Annotated in this window: 16 protein-coding genes; 9 read left to right on the forward strand and 7 right to left on the reverse strand. The window is 67.9% G+C overall.

The window, feature by feature from the left end; all coding sequences use genetic code 11:
- The 3 genes from L880_RS33310 to L880_RS0123335 all read right to left on the reverse strand — a co-directional run.
- On the reverse strand, positions 1–400 hold a 400-nt coding region (locus L880_RS33310), incomplete at its 3' end, for an aldehyde dehydrogenase family protein (RefSeq protein ID WP_043330390.1).
- Between the two features lie 41 nt (positions 401–441).
- Positions 442–1,263, reverse strand: a complete 822-nt coding sequence (locus L880_RS0123330) for a fumarylacetoacetate hydrolase family protein (RefSeq protein ID WP_051443543.1) — start codon at positions 1,261–1,263, stop codon at positions 442–444.
- On the reverse strand, positions 1,260–1,958 hold the full coding sequence (locus L880_RS0123335; RefSeq protein ID WP_027477715.1) for a fumarylacetoacetate hydrolase family protein: 699 nt from the start codon (positions 1,956–1,958) through the stop codon (positions 1,260–1,262). Before L880_RS0123335 ends, L880_RS0123330 begins: the two co-directional genes overlap by 4 nt.
- A gap of 105 nt (positions 1,959–2,063) precedes the next feature.
- On the opposite strand from L880_RS0123335, the gene hpaR reads away from it, so the two are divergent.
- Together hpaR and L880_RS36835 are read left to right on the forward strand one after the other, a co-directional pair.
- The gene (gene hpaR / locus L880_RS0123340) at positions 2,064–2,537 is read left to right on the forward strand and encodes a homoprotocatechuate degradation operon regulator HpaR (RefSeq protein WP_019578275.1); all 474 of its coding nucleotides are present in this window, start codon (positions 2,064–2,066) and stop codon (positions 2,535–2,537) included.
- 92 nt (positions 2,538–2,629) lie between these two features.
- Complete coding sequence (locus tag L880_RS36835; RefSeq protein WP_084461589.1) at positions 2,630–3,094, forward strand: GNAT family N-acetyltransferase; 465 nt, start codon at positions 2,630–2,632, stop codon at positions 3,092–3,094.
- 163 nt (positions 3,095–3,257) lie between these two features.
- Here L880_RS36835 and L880_RS0123345 read toward each other — a convergent pair whose 3' ends face one another.
- On the reverse strand, positions 3,258–4,388 hold the full coding sequence (locus L880_RS0123345) for an alpha/beta fold hydrolase (protein WP_157463039.1): 1,131 nt from the start codon (positions 4,386–4,388) through the stop codon (positions 3,258–3,260).
- 155 nt (positions 4,389–4,543) lie between these two features.
- Between L880_RS0123345 and L880_RS33315 the strand changes: the two genes are divergently transcribed.
- On the forward strand, positions 4,544–5,863 hold the full coding sequence (locus L880_RS33315; protein ID WP_051443544.1) for a type II toxin-antitoxin system HipA family toxin: 1,320 nt from the start codon (positions 4,544–4,546) through the stop codon (positions 5,861–5,863).
- A 6-nt stretch (positions 5,864–5,869) separates the two neighbouring features.
- On the forward strand, positions 5,870–6,196 hold the full coding sequence (locus tag L880_RS0123355; RefSeq protein ID WP_027477717.1) for a helix-turn-helix domain-containing protein: 327 nt from the start codon (positions 5,870–5,872) through the stop codon (positions 6,194–6,196).
- 362 nt (positions 6,197–6,558) lie between these two features.
- On the opposite strand, the gene L880_RS0123365 is transcribed toward L880_RS0123355, so the two are convergent.
- Complete coding sequence (locus L880_RS0123365) at positions 6,559–7,476, reverse strand: LysR family transcriptional regulator (protein WP_027477718.1); 918 nt, start codon at positions 7,474–7,476, stop codon at positions 6,559–6,561.
- 133 nt (positions 7,477–7,609) lie between these two features.
- Here L880_RS0123365 and L880_RS0123370 point away from each other — a divergent pair, with 133 nt between their 5' ends.
- Positions 7,610–8,824 carry a CaiB/BaiF CoA transferase family protein gene (locus L880_RS0123370; RefSeq protein WP_027477719.1) on the forward strand — a complete coding sequence of 405 codons (1,215 nt, stop codon included), beginning with the start codon at positions 7,610–7,612 and terminating at the stop codon, positions 8,822–8,824.
- Between the two features lie 48 nt (positions 8,825–8,872).
- On the opposite strand, the gene L880_RS0123375 is transcribed toward L880_RS0123370, so the two are convergent.
- Positions 8,873–9,568 carry a TetR/AcrR family transcriptional regulator gene (locus L880_RS0123375; RefSeq protein ID WP_051443545.1) on the reverse strand — a complete coding sequence of 232 codons (696 nt, stop codon included), beginning with the start codon at positions 9,566–9,568 and terminating at the stop codon, positions 8,873–8,875.
- A 116-nt stretch (positions 9,569–9,684) separates the two neighbouring features.
- Between L880_RS0123375 and L880_RS33320 the strand changes: the two genes are divergently transcribed.
- The 4 genes from L880_RS33320 (at position 9,685) to L880_RS0123395 (ending at position 14,751) form a co-directional block, all read left to right on the forward strand.
- Complete coding sequence (locus L880_RS33320) at positions 9,685–10,671, forward strand: Bug family tripartite tricarboxylate transporter substrate binding protein (RefSeq protein WP_051443546.1); 987 nt, start codon at positions 9,685–9,687, stop codon at positions 10,669–10,671.
- A gap of 18 nt (positions 10,672–10,689) precedes the next feature.
- Complete coding sequence (locus L880_RS0123385; RefSeq protein WP_027477721.1) at positions 10,690–11,778, forward strand: Zn-dependent alcohol dehydrogenase; 1,089 nt, start codon at positions 10,690–10,692, stop codon at positions 11,776–11,778.
- Between the two features lie 13 nt (positions 11,779–11,791).
- Complete coding sequence (locus L880_RS33325) at positions 11,792–13,690, forward strand: alkyl/aryl-sulfatase (protein WP_043330404.1); 1,899 nt, start codon at positions 11,792–11,794, stop codon at positions 13,688–13,690.
- A gap of 74 nt (positions 13,691–13,764) precedes the next feature.
- On the forward strand, positions 13,765–14,751 hold the full coding sequence (locus L880_RS0123395; protein ID WP_027477722.1) for a c-type cytochrome: 987 nt from the start codon (positions 13,765–13,767) through the stop codon (positions 14,749–14,751).
- 13 nt (positions 14,752–14,764) lie between these two features.
- Here L880_RS0123395 and L880_RS0123400 read toward each other — a convergent pair whose 3' ends face one another.
- Positions 14,765–15,775: a Bug family tripartite tricarboxylate transporter substrate binding protein gene (locus L880_RS0123400; RefSeq protein ID WP_043330393.1), complete on the reverse strand. Its 1,011-nt coding sequence runs from the start codon at positions 15,773–15,775 to the stop codon at positions 14,765–14,767.
- Between the last annotated feature and the right edge of the window lie 2 nt (positions 15,776–15,777).

The raw sequence follows: 15,777 nt of genomic DNA on the forward strand, positions 1-15,777 counted from the left end.
ACAAGGTGTAGTTGAGGTGGGTGGGGGTGGGGTAGGTGTGGCCGTCCACGCGGGTGCACATCTCGGCGAAGTAGCTGAAGTTGTCGGCCGCGCGGGGCACGAGCTGCTTGCCGGTCTGGGAGATGACCTGGCCGCAGTCGTCGGTCTCGGTCTGGGCGATCTCGGGCACGTGGCGGGCGATGAGCTCGCCGAGCTTGCGCATCAGCTTGGCGCGCTCGGTGGCGGGCAGGCCGGCCCATTTCGGGAAGGCTTCTTTGGCGGCGGCCACGGCGGCGTGGACCTCGGCCTCGCCGCCCGATGCCACCTCGGCCAGCACCTCCTGGGTGGCGGGGTTGAGGGTCTCGAAGTAGTCGTTGCTGGCGACGGACTGGCCGTTGATGAGGTGCTGGATCTGTGGCATGGGTGTCTCTCCTGGGATGGGGTTCAGGGTGTGCAGGGTGTTCAGGGGGTGGAGCCCGCTGGCGTGTTGAAGGCGGCATCACCGACCAGGGTGTTGACCAGGCGGCCGATGCCGTCGATCTCGGTCACCACCTCGTCGCCGGCCTTCACGTTGACCACGCCCTCGGGGGTGCCGGTCAGGATCACGTCGCCGGCCTGCAGGGTCATGAAGCTGCTCAGGTACTCGATCAGCTCGGGCACGTTGTGGATCAGGTCGCGGGTGTGGCCCTGCTGCGTGAGCTGGCCGTTGACGGTGGTGCGCAGCGCCAGCTGGTGCGGGTCGGGCACGGCGGCGGCATCGACCAGCCAGGGGCCCAGCACGGTGGCGCCGTCGCGGTTCTTCACGCGCAGGTTGGGGCGGTACCAGTTCTCCAGGTAGTCGCGGATGGCGTAGTCGTTGCACACGGTGTAGCCGGCCACGTGCTCCAGGGCCTTGTCGCGCGACACGCGGTGGGCGGTCTTGCCGATCACCACCGCCAGCTCGCATTCGTAGTGCATGAACTGCACCGCGTCGGGCCGGTGGGTCTGGCCCCGGTGGCCGATCACGGCATTGGGGCCTTTCAGGAACACCAGGGGCTCGTCCTTGGTGGTGACGGTGAGCTCGCCCGACAGCTCGCGCAGGTGGTCGGCGTAGTTCAGGCCCAGGGCGATGATCGTGCCCACCTCGAAGGGGGGCAGCCACACGACCTGGTCTTCCGCCAGGATGCGGCCATCGGCCAGGCGGATGTGCTGCTCGCCGTGGGGCGTGGCGGTGTGGATGGCGCCGGCATAGGCCACGCGGGCCGTCTGGGTGGGGAGGGTGGGGAGGAGGGTGGCTTGGCTCATGCGGCGCTTTCCTGTTCGCGGACCAGGGGGGTGTTGAGGTGACCGATGCCCTCGATCTCGATGCGCACCGCTTGCCCGGCGCGGGCCAGGGGCGCGCCTTGCGAGCCCCCCAGCGTGAGGATGTCGCCCTGCATCAGCGTCATGAAGGCGCTGACATCGGCGATCAGCTGCGCCACGCCCCGAAAGCGGTCGCCGGTGCTGCTGACCTGCACCAGTTGCCCGTCGATCAGCACCCGCACTTCGAGCGCGTCGGGATCGGGCACCTGGTCGGCCGGCACGATGCGGTCGCCCAGGGGGCAGAAGCCGTCGCGGGCCTTGAGGCGCACCGAGGGGCGGTAGAACTGGTTGTGGGGCAGGCTGATGTCGTTCACCACCAGGTAGCCGGCCACGTGGGCCAGCGCGGCCTCGGGCGTGACGCCGGTGCACCGGCGCCCGATCACGATGCCCAGTTGGGCGCTGACCTCGACCTGGCCGGGTTCGGCCGGCACAGCCACCGGCTGGCCACTGCGGGCCAGGGTGTTGCGCGGCTTCACAAACAGCACCGGCGCCTTGGGCGCGGCCTTGTAGGGCGGTTTGTCCAGGGCATCGGCCAGCACATACAGCGCGGGCCGATGGTTCATCAGGACGCCATACACCGTGCCGGTGAGGCGGTACGGCGCAACATCCAGGGAGGGGAGTGGAGGTGTGGTGTGCATGTCATTCACTAATATGTGAGCGAGTATATTGCTAACATCTTAGTAAAGTAAACAGGGCAAGCACCCATGCCTTGAGGCGGGTCAGTTTTCGGGGATGATCAGGGCATGGACACCAACGCCACCCCGGTCATTCACCACCGCAACCTGCCCCTGCTGCTGCTGCAATCCCGCGAGGCCGTGCTGGCCCGCTTCAGGCCGCTGCTGAACCAGCAGGGCGTGACCGAGCAGCAATGGCGGGTGATTCGGGCCCTGGACCAGGTCGGCCCCATGGAGCCGCGTCAGATCGGCAGCATGTGCTGCATCTCCAGCCCCAGCATGGCCGGCATCCTGGCGCGCATGGACGACATGGGCTTGATCTCACGCCAGCGCATGGAGCAGGACCAGCGCCGTGTGCTGGTGGCCGTGACCCCCAAGGGCCAGCAGACGGTGGCCGCCCTGGCCCCGCTGATCGAGGGCTGTTACCAGGACATCGAGGCCGTGATCGGGGCCGATTTCACGCACCTGCTGTACGACATGCTGGATGCGCTGACCAGCCGCCTCAACGAGGGGCGCGAGGGTGGGGTGAGCGAGGGGGATTGAGTGCTTGGTGCAGGGGTGCCTCAGCACTGCCGGGCGACACCAGTCATTTCTGTTTCTTGAGTCCGCCTATCGCAGTCGGAGTTTGGAGTGCCATGTCAGTCGATTTTCACGTCTTGACGCCCGATGATCTGTCTGAATGGCGTCGCTGGTTTGCCGACGAGGAACTATCTCGCCGAGTCGCCTTTCCGGACGGATCGTGGTGGTGCCACGTGTCCAGCGATCCTGGCGCCTGCAGTTGGTTTGCTTGGTCGCGGGGTCAGGCGTTGGCTCAGGTGCAGGTGGATCGAGATGCCGATGGCTGTGGCTGGATCAGCCTGGCGGTGCGGCCTGATCGACGCGGGCAAGGCCTCGGAAGCCAGGTCCTGGCGGCATTTCTGGCGGGCCCTGGCCGCGACTACCCGAGGCTGTGCGGGTGCATTGAGCCCAACAATCTGGCCAGCTTGGCTTGCTTCAGGCGCTGCGGGTTTGAAGTGGGAGCGAAACCAGATGACGAGGGGTTCTTTCACGCTGTTTTCCCTCCTGGCATGCCAGGTGACGACCCGGCCAGTTGCGAATGATTTTGCAGCGGCCAAATCGCTGTGATTGGGCCCCTTTCGGTCTTGAGCGCTTGACCGCGGTTCGTTGAAGCGCCAGGGTGAGTCCCACGAGATGGGGCATGAAGGCCAATCCGACACAAGATCTGCAGCCGGTGCTTCGCATTCAATTGGCCAGCAGGGCGTCTCAATCCAGCCGCGGTGCGTTCTGCAGCAACTGCGCCACCGGCGCCTTCCACAGCGCGGCCTGTGCCAGCGTGCCGTGGCCGGCCGTGGTGGGCGAGCCGGGCACGATGTACAGCGCCCCGTGGGGCAGGCGCTTCAGTTCGCGCTCCAGCACGCCCAGCTCGGGCGGGTTGCGTTCATCGTCGGCCGAGTTGATGGCCAGCACCCGCGCCCGGATGCGTTCCAGGTCGGCCGAGGGATCGTAGTCGCCGGAGGCCTCCCACTGGTAGAGGTGGTCGTTGGCATCGCCCTTGAACGGGGCCTGCAGGCGCTGGTCCAGCAACTGGTCGGCCTTCTCGCGGGTGGGGGCCTGGCGGTACAGCGCCTGGCTGCCGCCATTGGTGGCCAGGTTGAAGTAGACCGAGGCAAAGCGCAGGCTGGGGGGCTGCTCGGTGTAGTCACCGTTCTTCCAGGCCGGGTCGTTGCGGATCGAATCGATCACCAGGCGGCGCAGCATCCAGTTGCGCCCCGCCATGGGCACCGGCAGCGCGGCCATGGGCACCGCGATGTCCATGAAGCCGGGGTACAGCTGCGCCCACAGCCAGGTGTGCATGCCCCCCATCGAATACCCCAGCACCATGCGCAGGTGGCGGATGCCCAGGTGCTCGGTCACCAGCCTGTGCTGGGCCCGCACCATGTCTTCGTAGTTGTAATGCGGAAAGCGCGCCCGCAGCCCCTGCGAAGGCCGCGACGACTCGCCCGTGCCGATGCCGTCGGGCAGGATGATGAAGTAGCGGTTGGCATCCAGCGGCTGCCCCGGCCCGAACAACTCGCCGCCAAAGCCCGGCGTGAGCAGGCCCTTGCCCGAGCCCAGCGTGCCATGCAGCACCAGCACGGCCGGTTTGTCGGGCGAGCCCAGGGTGGTGTAGTGCAGGGTCAGCTCCGGCAGCGTGCTGCCGTCATGGAAGCGGAAATCCGGCACGCGCCAGTCGCCCTCACGGGGCGCGGGCAGATCGGCCGCCTGGGCCGGGGATGAAAGGGTGGCAGCGGAGAGGACCATGGCGGCAAGCAGGTGGGCGAAACGAGAGACCCCAGCCCAGCAGCGCAGGGCCGAAGTGAACACAGGGGCGCGGGCGGTGGTGGTGAGGTGCATGCATTTCAATCTACCGCAAAGCCTGGGTGGTGCGATGCGGGCTCAGGGTTTGTCTGGGGGCTCTTGCGCCAGTGCATGCCTATAAAGCTACATATAGTGGCCTAATTGATATCATTCTTTATTTAAAAAGACCACTTTGATGGTAAAAATAAAGAATGGCCACCGAAACCATGATCCAGATCCATCGCCATGGCGAATGGATTGACGCCGCCAAGCTGGTGCAACTGGGCCCTGGGCGCTGCCGGCTGGAGTACGAGCAGGATTACATTTTTTCGAGCGCCCCCTGGCCGCTGTCGCTGAACCTGCCGGTGCAGTTCACTGACATGAGCTTCACGCAGCCCACGGGTGGCGCGCTGGATGCACCGCAATTTGACTTGCCCCCTTTTCTCTACGACCTGGTGCCGCAAGGGCGCGGCCGGCGCCTGCTCTCCCGCGAACTGAACTTGCCCGACGTCGATGGGATGGCGTTGCCGCTGTTGATGGCTGGCGCCTTCAACCCGATTGGTTGCCTGCGCCTGACTTCGGCCCTGAACTTCTACGAACGCTACGTCAATCGCCACACCGATGGGCGCGACTGGGGCGCCGGTGTCGAACTGGACGAGATCGTGAGTCACTCCGAGGCATTTCTGGAGCAACTCTCGTTGCATGCGCTGCTGGCCAGCGGCACCACCGGGGCCCAGGGCGCTGCGCCCAAATTTCTGTTGAGCCGGGACATCGGAGGCCTGTGGTACCCCGACATGGCGCTCGACGATGCCCAGGCTGTGGAGCACTGGCTGGTCAAGCTACCGCGCGGGCGCCAGGATGAAGATCGCCTGGTGCTGCGCAACGAGGCGGCCTACCTGCGCGCGGCAAAAGCCTGCGGCCTGCGCGTTCATGCCGAGCCCGAGTTGCACAACGAAATGCTGTTTGTGCGGCGCTTCGATCGGCAGGTGGACGAGCAAGGCCGATTGCACCGGCTGCACCAGGAAAGCCTGGCATCGCTGGCACGTTTGCAGGGCTTTGCACCGGCCACCTCGCACCATGAACTGCTGAGCGCTCTGCGCCGCCACGCCCACCAGCCGCTCAAGGAAACCATCGAGTATCTCCGGCGTGAGGTGCTCAACCAGGCGTTGCGCAACACCGACAACCATGCGCGCAACACCGCCGTGCAGCGTCTCGTCGACGGCTGCGTGCAGCTCACCCCCCTCTTTGACTTTGCGCCCATGTACAAGGATCCGGAGATGATCCCGCGCGCCGTGCACTGGCTGGATCCGCAAGGCCGCCGCCTGGAGGATTGGCCCACGATTCTTCATTCCATCAACTGGGGGGCCGGGGAGTATGAAAACGTTGCGCGTGCAATGCATGATTTTGCTGGCACGGTCGCAGGCCTGCCCGAGACCCTGCGCGATGTCGGGGCCGAGGAGGTCGTCATCGAGGAATGCCGTGGCGCCATCGACCGGGTGGCGAAGAGCCTCTCGCGCATCCAGCCCGGCTGAAAGACCATGGACAAGCGCATCAAACACAAGAACCCCGAGCGCGACGCCGCACTGCGCCGAGAGCTGTTTGAGGGGGTGATGAGGAATCAGCTCTCGCTGGGCGACGCCGTCAAGCTCATGCAGAAGGTCAGCCGCCTCACGCAAGCCGAGTTTGCTGCCCACCGTGGCGTGAGCATCCGCGTGCTCAAGGAGATCATCGCAGGCAGCGCCAACCCCACGGTGGAAACGCTGAACAAGATCGCCAGCATCTTCGGGCTGGAGGTGGGCTTTGTCGCCAAGCGACCTGCGGGGGAGGAGGGGGAGGCGAAGCCGCCGGGGGGGGCGCGCTCTTGAGGCTGCGAGTTATTTACCGACTGTGCCAACTTCAACGCCAAGTGATCCTCGGCCGGTGTGATGCGCAGCGGCATCGGCCAGCGCTTGGACGGGCGCGCGTTTGAGATCGAGCAGCTCTTCCTCGACCGGGAGTGTCAAGGCACCGGTGGCGACGGGCTTCCAATCCTTTGGGCTCTTTGTCGTTTGTTCGATAAGTGATGATGTTCGTGCAACACGAACGCTTCGATGTTGACGAACAAAAGCCCTGTGATTTTTTGCAGCAGCGCTGGCCCAATGAGGGTTTTGTCCTGCTCATGCGGGCGTCTCTCTCTATGTCCAAAAGTCCCCCCAATGTTGCCGGCGCCATTGCCCTGCCTCCGCGCTCAATCCGCGCCTCCCAGACTGCCCGAGGCAGCCACCTTCTCGACCAGAAAATCCAGCAGCAGGGCCATGGCCCGGGGTGGGTAGGGTGTGGGCAGGTGCAGCATGAACATGGCGGTGCTCAGAAAGCCCAGGCTGCCCGGGCTCAGGGGCAGGGCTTGCAGGGCGCCCTGGGCAATGGCTTCGCGCACCATGTAGTCGGGCATCAGGCCCACGCCCAGGCCTCGCAGCAGCGCTTCGCGCAAAAAATAGAAGTTGGGTGACACCAGGCGCGGGCCCTGGCTGGCGCCGTCGGGGCCGTGTTCGGGCAACAGGCCGGCCATGCGCAGCTTCTGGGCCGTGAGGGCCGAGCTGATCAGGGGCTGTTGCAGCAGGGCTTCCAGGGTGTGGGGGCGGCCGGCTGCTGCGGCCACGGCGGGGGTGGCGCAGGCCAGGTAGTGCACCGGGCCCAGGGGGCGCGCCACCAGATGCGGGGGCGGTTCTGACATGACCCGCACCGCGCAGTCGATCCGGCCGGCCAGCAGGTCTTCCACCGTGTTGTCGAAGATCACCTCCAGGCTGATGCCTGGGTGGTTTTGCATGAATTCTGTGAGCCAGGTCGTCATGGCCAGTTGACCGAAGCCGCTGGGCACGCTCAGGCGCACCTTGCCCTGGGGGAGCTGGCCCAGGCTGTCCACGGAATCCTGGGCCGCCAGCAGTTCCTGGCGGATGCTCAGGCCATGGCGATAGAGCTTCCAGCCCAGTTCGGTGGGCTCCACCTGGCGCGTGGTGCGGCGCAGCAGTTGCTGGCCCAGCGCCTGCTCGAACTGGCCCAGGCGGTGGCTGACCGCGGCCCGGCCCATGTCGCGCCGTGCCGCGGCCTTGCTCAGGTTGCCGGTCTCGATGATGTCCACCAGCAGGCTCAAGGCATTGAGGTCTATTGTTTTCATAAATCAGACAGTGTGTTTGATTTTATTCACGATTGTCAAAATATAAGAACAAATCAACAATCGTTCCGGTCAGGCCACCCAGGCCTGTGATCGGCGGGCCTGGGGCCCGCCACGGAACGAGACCATGAACCAGAGCGCTTCTTCTTCTTTTCTACCGTTGGCCGGCATCCGGGTGCTGGATCTGTCACGGGTGTTGGCCGGCCCCCTGTGCGCGATGGCGCTGGCCGATCTGGGGGCCGACGTCATCAAGGTGGAGCACCCCGAGCGCGGCGATGACACCCGCGACTGGGGCCTGCCCGTGGGCCAGCGCAACACCACCTACTTCAACAGCGCCAACCGCAACAAGCGTTCGATCACGGTCGACCTGGTCTGCCCCGAGGGGCTGGCGATCGTGCAGGCCCTGGCGCGCGACAGCGATGTGGTGGTGCAGAACTTCAAGTTCGGCGGCGCCGAGAAGCTGGGGGTGGGCTGGGCCCAGCTGTCGGCCCTGAACCCGCGCCTGGTGATGTGCTCGATCTCGGGCTACTTCGCCGCGGGGCCCGAGCAGGCGCGCCCGGGCTACGACCTGGTGGTGCAGGGCGAGGCCGGTGTGATGGCCACCAATGGCGAGGCGGGCCAGGGCCCCTTGAAGTTCGGTGTGGCGGCGGTCGACATGTTCACCGGCCTGTACGCCGGGCAGGCCGTGCTGGCCGCCCTGCTGGAGCGCGCCCGCACCGGCCGCGGGCGCCATGTGCAGATGGCCTTGTACGACTGCGGCCTGATGATCACCAGCTACTACGGCATGGAAGCCCTGCTGCGGGGTGACGACCCGGCCAAGTTCGGCAACGCCCACCCGGCCATCGTGCCCTACGGGGTGTTCGAGGCCGCCGACGGGCCGGTGGTCATCACCGTGGGCAACAACGGTCAGTTCCAGCGCTTCTGCCGTCAGGTGTTGCAGCGCCCCGAGTGGGCGGACGACGCGCGATTTGCCAGCAACACGGGCCGCTCGGCCCACCGCGAGACCCTGCTGCCCCTGGTGCGCCAGGCCCTGGCCGGCCTGCCCCGGGCGGAGCTGCTGGCGCGACTGCGCGCCGCCGAGATCCCCTGCGGCGAGGTGTTGGGCCTGTTCGATGCGCTGAACTCGCAGCGCACCGCCCAGGCCGGCTTGCTGCACCACTTCGAGGACTCCGAGGCCGGTGCGCAGTCGGTGCTGGCCCCGCCCTATGCGCTGGATGGCGAACGCCTGCCCGTGCGCTTGCCACCCCCCCACCTGGGCCAGCACACCGACGAGGTGCTGGGCGACCGCCTGGGCCTGGATGCCGGCGCCCGTGAGCGCCTGCGTGCGGCCGGCGCGATCTGAGGCCACCTCATGAAGCCGGCAAACGCCACCCCCCTGACTCAGCCCGCCTCAGCCGGGCGAGCGCAGGTAGCCCAGCACCAGGCCGGCCAGCTCGTCGATCATGGCCGGGTCGTCGAGTTGCACCGGGCCCGGTGCGTTCAGCGTGGCGTGCACCAGGGTGCCCATCATCACCTGGTAGGCAAAGCGGATGCGCAAGGCCCGGGCGGCTTCGTCCAGCCCTGGCAGATGCGGCGCCAGCAGCTCGACCAGGCGCTGCCGGTACAGATCGCCCAGGCGCCGGAACGGCTCCCAGGCCCCTTCGTCACTGTGCTTGAGTGCGGCCCGGTACACGCCCACATTGGCCCGGTAGCGCTGCACCGACATGGCCACCATGGCGCGGCACAGGCTGTCCAGCGTGGCCCCGTCGGCGGGGTGTTGCTGCATGAAGGCCTCCAGGGCCGCTTCCGAGCGCAGGCAGGTCAGGCGCTGCAAGGCGGCAAAAAAGCCCATCTTGTCCTCGAAGCGGCCGTAGAACGCCCCCACCGTGGCACCGGCGCCGCTGCAGATCTCCTCGATCGACAGGGCATCCAGCGCGCGCTCGCGCATCAGCGCCGCGCCCGACTCCAGCAGTGCAAAAGCAGTGCGGGCACTGCGCTGCTGTACCCCGGGCTTGATTTCGGGTAGGCGGCCGGCCTGCAGCCAGGCCATGAAGGCCTGCTCGCGCTCGGCATCGGATTCTTGAAACGGGGATTCGTCGGGGCGCATGGAAGCAGCGCAAGCGCAGGCCTGCAAAAATATAATTGGAATTACAATTTTAGAAAATCGACCGCCGAGGCCCCACAAACAAGGCCCGCCGCGGTCAGATCATAGGAGACAAGACCATGACCGCTCACATCGACCGCCGCGCCTGCCTCAGGCTGGCGGGTGCTTCCGTCCTGGCTGCTGCCCTGCCCGGGGCTGCACACGCCGCCCCCTCGGCCTGGCCCGACAAGCCCATCCGCATCGTGGTGCCCTATGGCTCGGGCGGCATGGGCACGGTGTTCGCCAACACCGTGGGGGATGTGCTGAGCGCCCGCCTGAAGACCGCGGTGTACGCCGAATACAAGCCCGGCAACAACGCCGCCATCGGCACCGATTTCGTGGCCAAGGCGCCGGCCGACGGTTACACCTTGTTGATGGCCACCACCAGCTCGATGGCGGTCAACCCCGTGTTCTTCCGCAGCGTGCGCTACGACCCGCTGCGCGACTTTGCGCCGGTGGCCATGGTGTGGATGTCGCGCAACGTGCTGTTCACCGACCCGGCCAAGGCCAAGACGCTGGCCGAACTGCTGGCCCTGGGCAAGACGCGCTCGCTCAACTACGGCTCGTTGGGCGCGGGCTCGTTGGCGCATCTGTCGTCCGAGCAACTGATCCGCCAGGCCAAGGTCGAAGCGGTGCACGTGCCCTTCAAGGGGCAGGGCCAGATGATGACCGAGGTGGCCGGCGGCCGGCTGGACTTCGGCTTTGGCGACCCCACCGGCATCGCCCTGGCCGAGGGCGGCCGGGTGCAGGCCGTGGCCGTGACCGGCACCGACCGCCTGCACACCGCGCCCTCGGTGCCCACGCTGGCCGAGCTGGGCTACCCCGACGTGGGCACGGCCAGCTGGATCGGCCTGGTGGCGCCGGCGGGCACCCCGCGCGACATCGTGGAGCGCATCAGCGAGGCCCTGCGCGTGGGCTTTCAGGACGAGGCCATCAAGGCCAAGGTGCTGGGCCAGGGCGTGACCATGGCGCCTGAGCTGAGCCCCGACTACCTGGGGCGCGACATCCGTGCTCAGTTGGTGCGCTGGAAGAAGTTCCAGGCCGAAACCCGCATCACTGCCGACTGATTCAAAAGGAAATCCATCATGAAAGCTGCTGTTCTGCGTCAGTTTGGCCAAGCCCTGTCCATCGAGGACGTCGAGATCGGCCGCCCCGGCCCGCAGGAGGTGTTGGTGCGCACGGCGGCCGTCGGCCTGTGCCACAGCGATCTGCACTACATCGAAGGCATGCGCCCCTTCGATCTGCCCGGCGTGCTGGGGCATGAGGTCTCCGGCATCGTCGAGGCGGTGGGCGAGAACGTGCGTGACCTGCACCCGGGCGATCACGTGGTGGGGGCTCTGAGCGTGTTCTGCGGCACCTGCACGCAGTGCCTGGGGGGGCGCTTCGCCCTGTGCGCCGACACCGAGGTCAAACAGCCCCCGGGCAAGGCGCGCCGCCTTTCGCAGGCCGGTCAGCCCGTGAGCCAGGTGTTCAACCTGTCGGGCTTTGCCGAAAAAATGCTGGTGCACCGCAACGCCCTGGTCAAGATCCGGGACGACATGCCGCTGGATCTCGCTGCCCTGTTGGGCTGCGCCGTCATCACCGGCACCGGCGCTGTCTTCCGCACCGCCCAGGTGCGCCCTGGCGCCACCGTGGCCGTGGTGGGGTGCGGCGGGGTGGGGCTGGCGGCGGTCAACGGGGCGGCCATCGCGGGGGCCTCGCGCATCATCGCCGTCGACATGTCGCAGCCCAAGCTGGCACTGGCGCGCAAGCTTGGCGCCACCGACACCGTGGACGCCCGCGACGGTGATGTGGTGGCCCGCATCGCCGAGATGACGGGGGGTGGCGTTGAATACGCCTTCGAATGCATAGGCCTGCCCAGCACCTTCGAGCAGAGCTTTCGCATGCTCACGGCCGGTGGCATCGCCACCGTCGTGGGGCTGTTCCAGCCCGGGGCCCGCGCCAGCATCGAGGGCGCCCCCTTCTTCCAGGAGAAGCAGATCCGGGGCTCGGCCATGGGCTCGGCCCGCATCCGTGACGACATCCCGCGTCTGGTCGAGTTCTACCGCCAGGGCCGGCTGGACCTGCAATCCCTGGTCTCGCAGCGCATCCGGCTCGAAGACATCAACGAAGGCTTTGCCGCCATGAAGACGGGCGACACCGCGCGCAGCGTGGTCGTCTTTGACCTGGCCTGAACCGGCTCGCACCATGAACCCCTCTGCCAAAGCCGCCCACCCCGCCACCCGTGAGGCCCACGCCCGCGTGCTGGCCGAACTCGATTTTTCTGACCAGCAGGACTTCGACGATGCCCGACGCGGCTTCATCGCCACCGTGCCCGACGCCCACATCCCCGCCGACGGCGGCGGAGTGGCCTTCACCCAGCGTGACCACGCCTTTCTGGATGGCCCGCTGGCCGACACGGTGAACCCCAGCCTGTGGCGCCAGTCGCGTCTGAACCGCATCCACGGCCTGTTCCGGGTCTGCGACCGCATCTATCAGGTGCGCGGCTTCAGCCTGGCCAACGTCACTTTCGTGGAGAGCGACAGCGGCGTCATCGTGATCGACCCGCTGACCTTCACCGAACATGCGCGGGCCGCCTGGCAGCTGTACCAGGCCCAGCGCGGCCCGCGGCCGCTGCGCGCCCTCATCTACACCCACAGCCACCGTGACCATTACGGCGGCGTGCGCGGCATCACCAGCCCCGAGCAGGTGGCGCGCGAGGGCATCCCGGTGATCGGCCCGGTCGGCTTCACCGAGGAAGCCTTTGCCGAGACCATGCTGGCCGGCGTGCCCATGCGCCGGCGTTCGCTCTACCAGTTCGGCACCACGCTGGCAGCAGGCCCGCAGGCCCACGTGGACAGCGGCCTGGGCAAGGCGGCCGGGCGGGGGGGCGACGGCTTCATCGCCCCTGATGTGCTGGTGCGTGAACTGCGCGAGCGCCACGTGATCGACGGCATCGAGATCGAGTTCCAGCTCACCCCGGGCGCCGAGGCCCCGGCCGAGATGAACCTGTTCTTCCCCGGCCTGCGCGCCCTCAACCTGGCCGAGAACGCCTGCCACACCCTGCACAACCTGTGCCCGCTGCGCGGCGCCAAGACCCGCGACGCCCTGGCCTGGGCCGGCTACCTGGACGACGCGCTGCACGAGTACGTGCCCCGCGCCGACGTGGTGCTGGCCCAGCACCACTGGCCTGTGTGGGGCACCGGGCGCATCGCCGAATACGTGGCCGGCCAGCGCGACCTGTACCGTTATCTGCACGACCAGACGCTGCGTCTGATGAGCCAGGGCCTGACCCCGGCCGAGATCGGCGAGCAGCTCATCATGCCCAACCCCTTGTCGCGCCAGTGGTATGCGCGCGGCTACTACGGCGCCGTGGTGCACAACGTGGCCGCCATCTACGCCCACTACCTGGGCCCCTACGATGGCAACCCTGTGCACCTGCACCCCTTGCCACCCGAGCCGGCGGCCCAGCGCTATGTGCGCTACATGGGCGGGGCCGAGGCCGTGCTGGCGCGGGCCCGTGAAGACTTTGCGGCCGGTGACTTCCGTTGGGTGGCCGAGGTGTGCAACCGCGTGGTGTTTGCCCAGCCCGATCACCAGGGCGCCCGCGAGCTGTGTGCCGATGCCTTCGAGCAACTGGGCTACCAGGCCGAATCGGCCACCTGGCGCAACGCCTACCTGCTGGCCGCCCGTGAGCTGCGCAGCCGCGGCGCGCCGGCCCTGCCGGCAGGCATCGCCATCAGCCCCGATGTGGTGGCCCAGTTGCCGCTGGAGAAGTTCCTGCAGTTCCTGGCCATCCGCGTCAACGGCCCGCGCGCCCAGGGCCTGCGCTTGCGCATCGACTGGCTGCTGCCCGACGGCGAGAGCCAGCGCATCACCCTCTCCAACGGGGCCTTGAACCACCGCGCCGGCAGCCATGGGGCTGAAGCCGAAGTCACGGTGCGCACCGACCGGGCCCAGCTGGCGCGCCTGCTGCAAAGCCCCGAGGACATGCTGCGCTGCCTGGACCAGGGAGAGATCGAGGTGCAGGGCGCGCGTGACCGCCTGCGCGAGTTCGTGCTGTGCCTGGACGCGTTCACGCCCATGTTCAATGTGGTGGAACCCTGATCCCCACCCGGGCCGGACACCGATAGGATGTGCGGCATTCCCGGGGTGCCGGGGCTGACACTGCGAGGTGAGCGATGGATTCACTGAAATCTGTTTGGCTGGGTCTGATTCTTGCCGCGAGCGTGGGCACTTGCTGTGCCCAGCCGGTGCCGGAGCCTGCGCCACCCCGGGCCCCGGCCTGGGCCTACCCGGTGTTGCCTTCCACCGCGCCCCCCGCCGTGCCCGACGACGGCGTGAAGCACACCCTGGCCGGCAGCCGACAGGCCTTCACCCGGGCCGAGCTCTTCGACCTGTTCACTGCCCACGACTGGTTTCCCGAATCCCACCCGCCGATGCCCGCCGTGGTGGTCCGGGGCCGCCCGCCCGAGGTGCGGGCCTGCGGCATGTGCCATTACCCCAACGGCCAGGGGCGCCCCGAGAACGCGGCGCTGGCGGGCTTGCCGGCCGCCTACATCGTGCAGCAGATGCAGGACTACAAGGCGGGCCTGCGCCGCAGCGCGGCCGCCCATGCCGGCCCCCACCTGCGAATGGTGGCCGCGGCCACCCATGTGAGCGACGAAGAGGTGCAGGCCGCTGCCGCGTACTTTGCGGCCCAGCCCTACCGGCCCTGGATCACGGTGGTGGAGGCCGATCAGGTGCCCCTGACCCAGGTCGTCACCGGCTCGATGTGGGCGGCCATGCCCGGCACCGCCCGCGAGCCCATCGGCCAGCGCATCGTCGAGGTGCCCCAGGACCTGGGCCTGACCGAGCTGCGCGACCCCCGTTCGGGTTTCATGGCCTATGTGCCACCAGGCAGTGTGAGCCGCGGGCGCCAGATCGCCCTGCAGGGCGAGGGCGCTGTCCTGGCCTGTGTCAGCTGCCACGGCCCGGACCTGAAGGGGCTTGATCCGATCCCGCCCTTGGCCGGTCGTTCGGCCCAGTACCTGTACCGCCAGCTCAATGACATGCGCCTGGGCGTTCGGGCCGGCCCCGGCGCGGCCGCCATGCGCGGCTTCATCGGCCAGCTTTCGCCGCAGGACATGATGGCCGTGGTGGCCTACGCGGCCTCGCTGCCACCCTGAGCCGCCGCGCCCGTCAATCGATGCGCAGCTTGGCCGCCTTGGCCAGGCTTTGCCAGGTGTCCATGTCCTGGCGCACCGTGCTGGCGAACTGGGCGGCGGTCTTGAGCGGCGGGCGCGGCATGTTCTGGGCGGCAAAGCGCTGCACCACCTCGTCGCTGGCCAGCACGCGGTTGATCTCCTGGTTCAGGCGGCGCACCACCGGCTCGGGGGTGCTGGCCGGGGCGAAGATGCCAAACCATCCGTCGGTGTCAAAGCGGTAGCCCTGTTCGCTCAGGGTGCTCACCTCGGGCAGGGCCGGGCCGCGCGTGCTGCCGGTGCAGCCCAGGGCGGTGAGCCTGCCGGCGCGGATGTGCGGAATGGGCGAGGCGATGTCGGTGAAGGCCACGGGGATGTTGTTGGCCAGCAGGTCGGTCACCAATTGCGAGGTGCCCTTGAACGGCACGTGCGGCATGGTCAGGCCGTAGTGGGCCTTGATGCCCTCCATGGCCAGGTGGCCGGTCGAGCCGTTGCCCCAAGAGCCGTAGGCCAGCCGGTCGGGGTTGGCGCGCGCAAATCGCACCAGGTCGGCCAGCGACTTGAAGCCGGTCGAGGGGTGGGCCATCAGCAGGATGCCGGCCGAGCCGACCTGGGCCACCGGCAGCAGGTCTTTCTGCGTGTCATAGGGCATGCGCGGCTGCAGGATGGGGTTGATGGCGATCGATGAAGAGGGCGTGAGCAGCAGGGTGTAACCGTCGCCGCTGGCCTTGGCCACGGCGTCGTTGCCGATCAGGCCGTTGGCACCGGCGCGGTTGTCCACCACCACGGCCTGCTTCAGGCTCTCTTGCAGTGGCACGGCGATCAGGCGGGCAAAGATGTCGGCGCCCGAGCCCGGCGGGCCCGACACCACCAGCTTGATGGGCCGATCGGGCCAGTCGGCGGCGCGGGCACCGGCCTGGGTCTGCAAGGCCAGCAAGGCGCTGCCCGCCAGCCATTGGCGGCGGTTCAGGCTCAGGGGGAGGTGGATGTGGCTGGTGTGGTGGGTCATGG

Source organism: Curvibacter gracilis ATCC BAA-807 (assembly GCF_000518645.1).
In the GTDB taxonomy this organism is placed as follows: Bacteria; Pseudomonadota; Gammaproteobacteria; order Burkholderiales; family Burkholderiaceae_C; genus Curvibacter; species Curvibacter gracilis.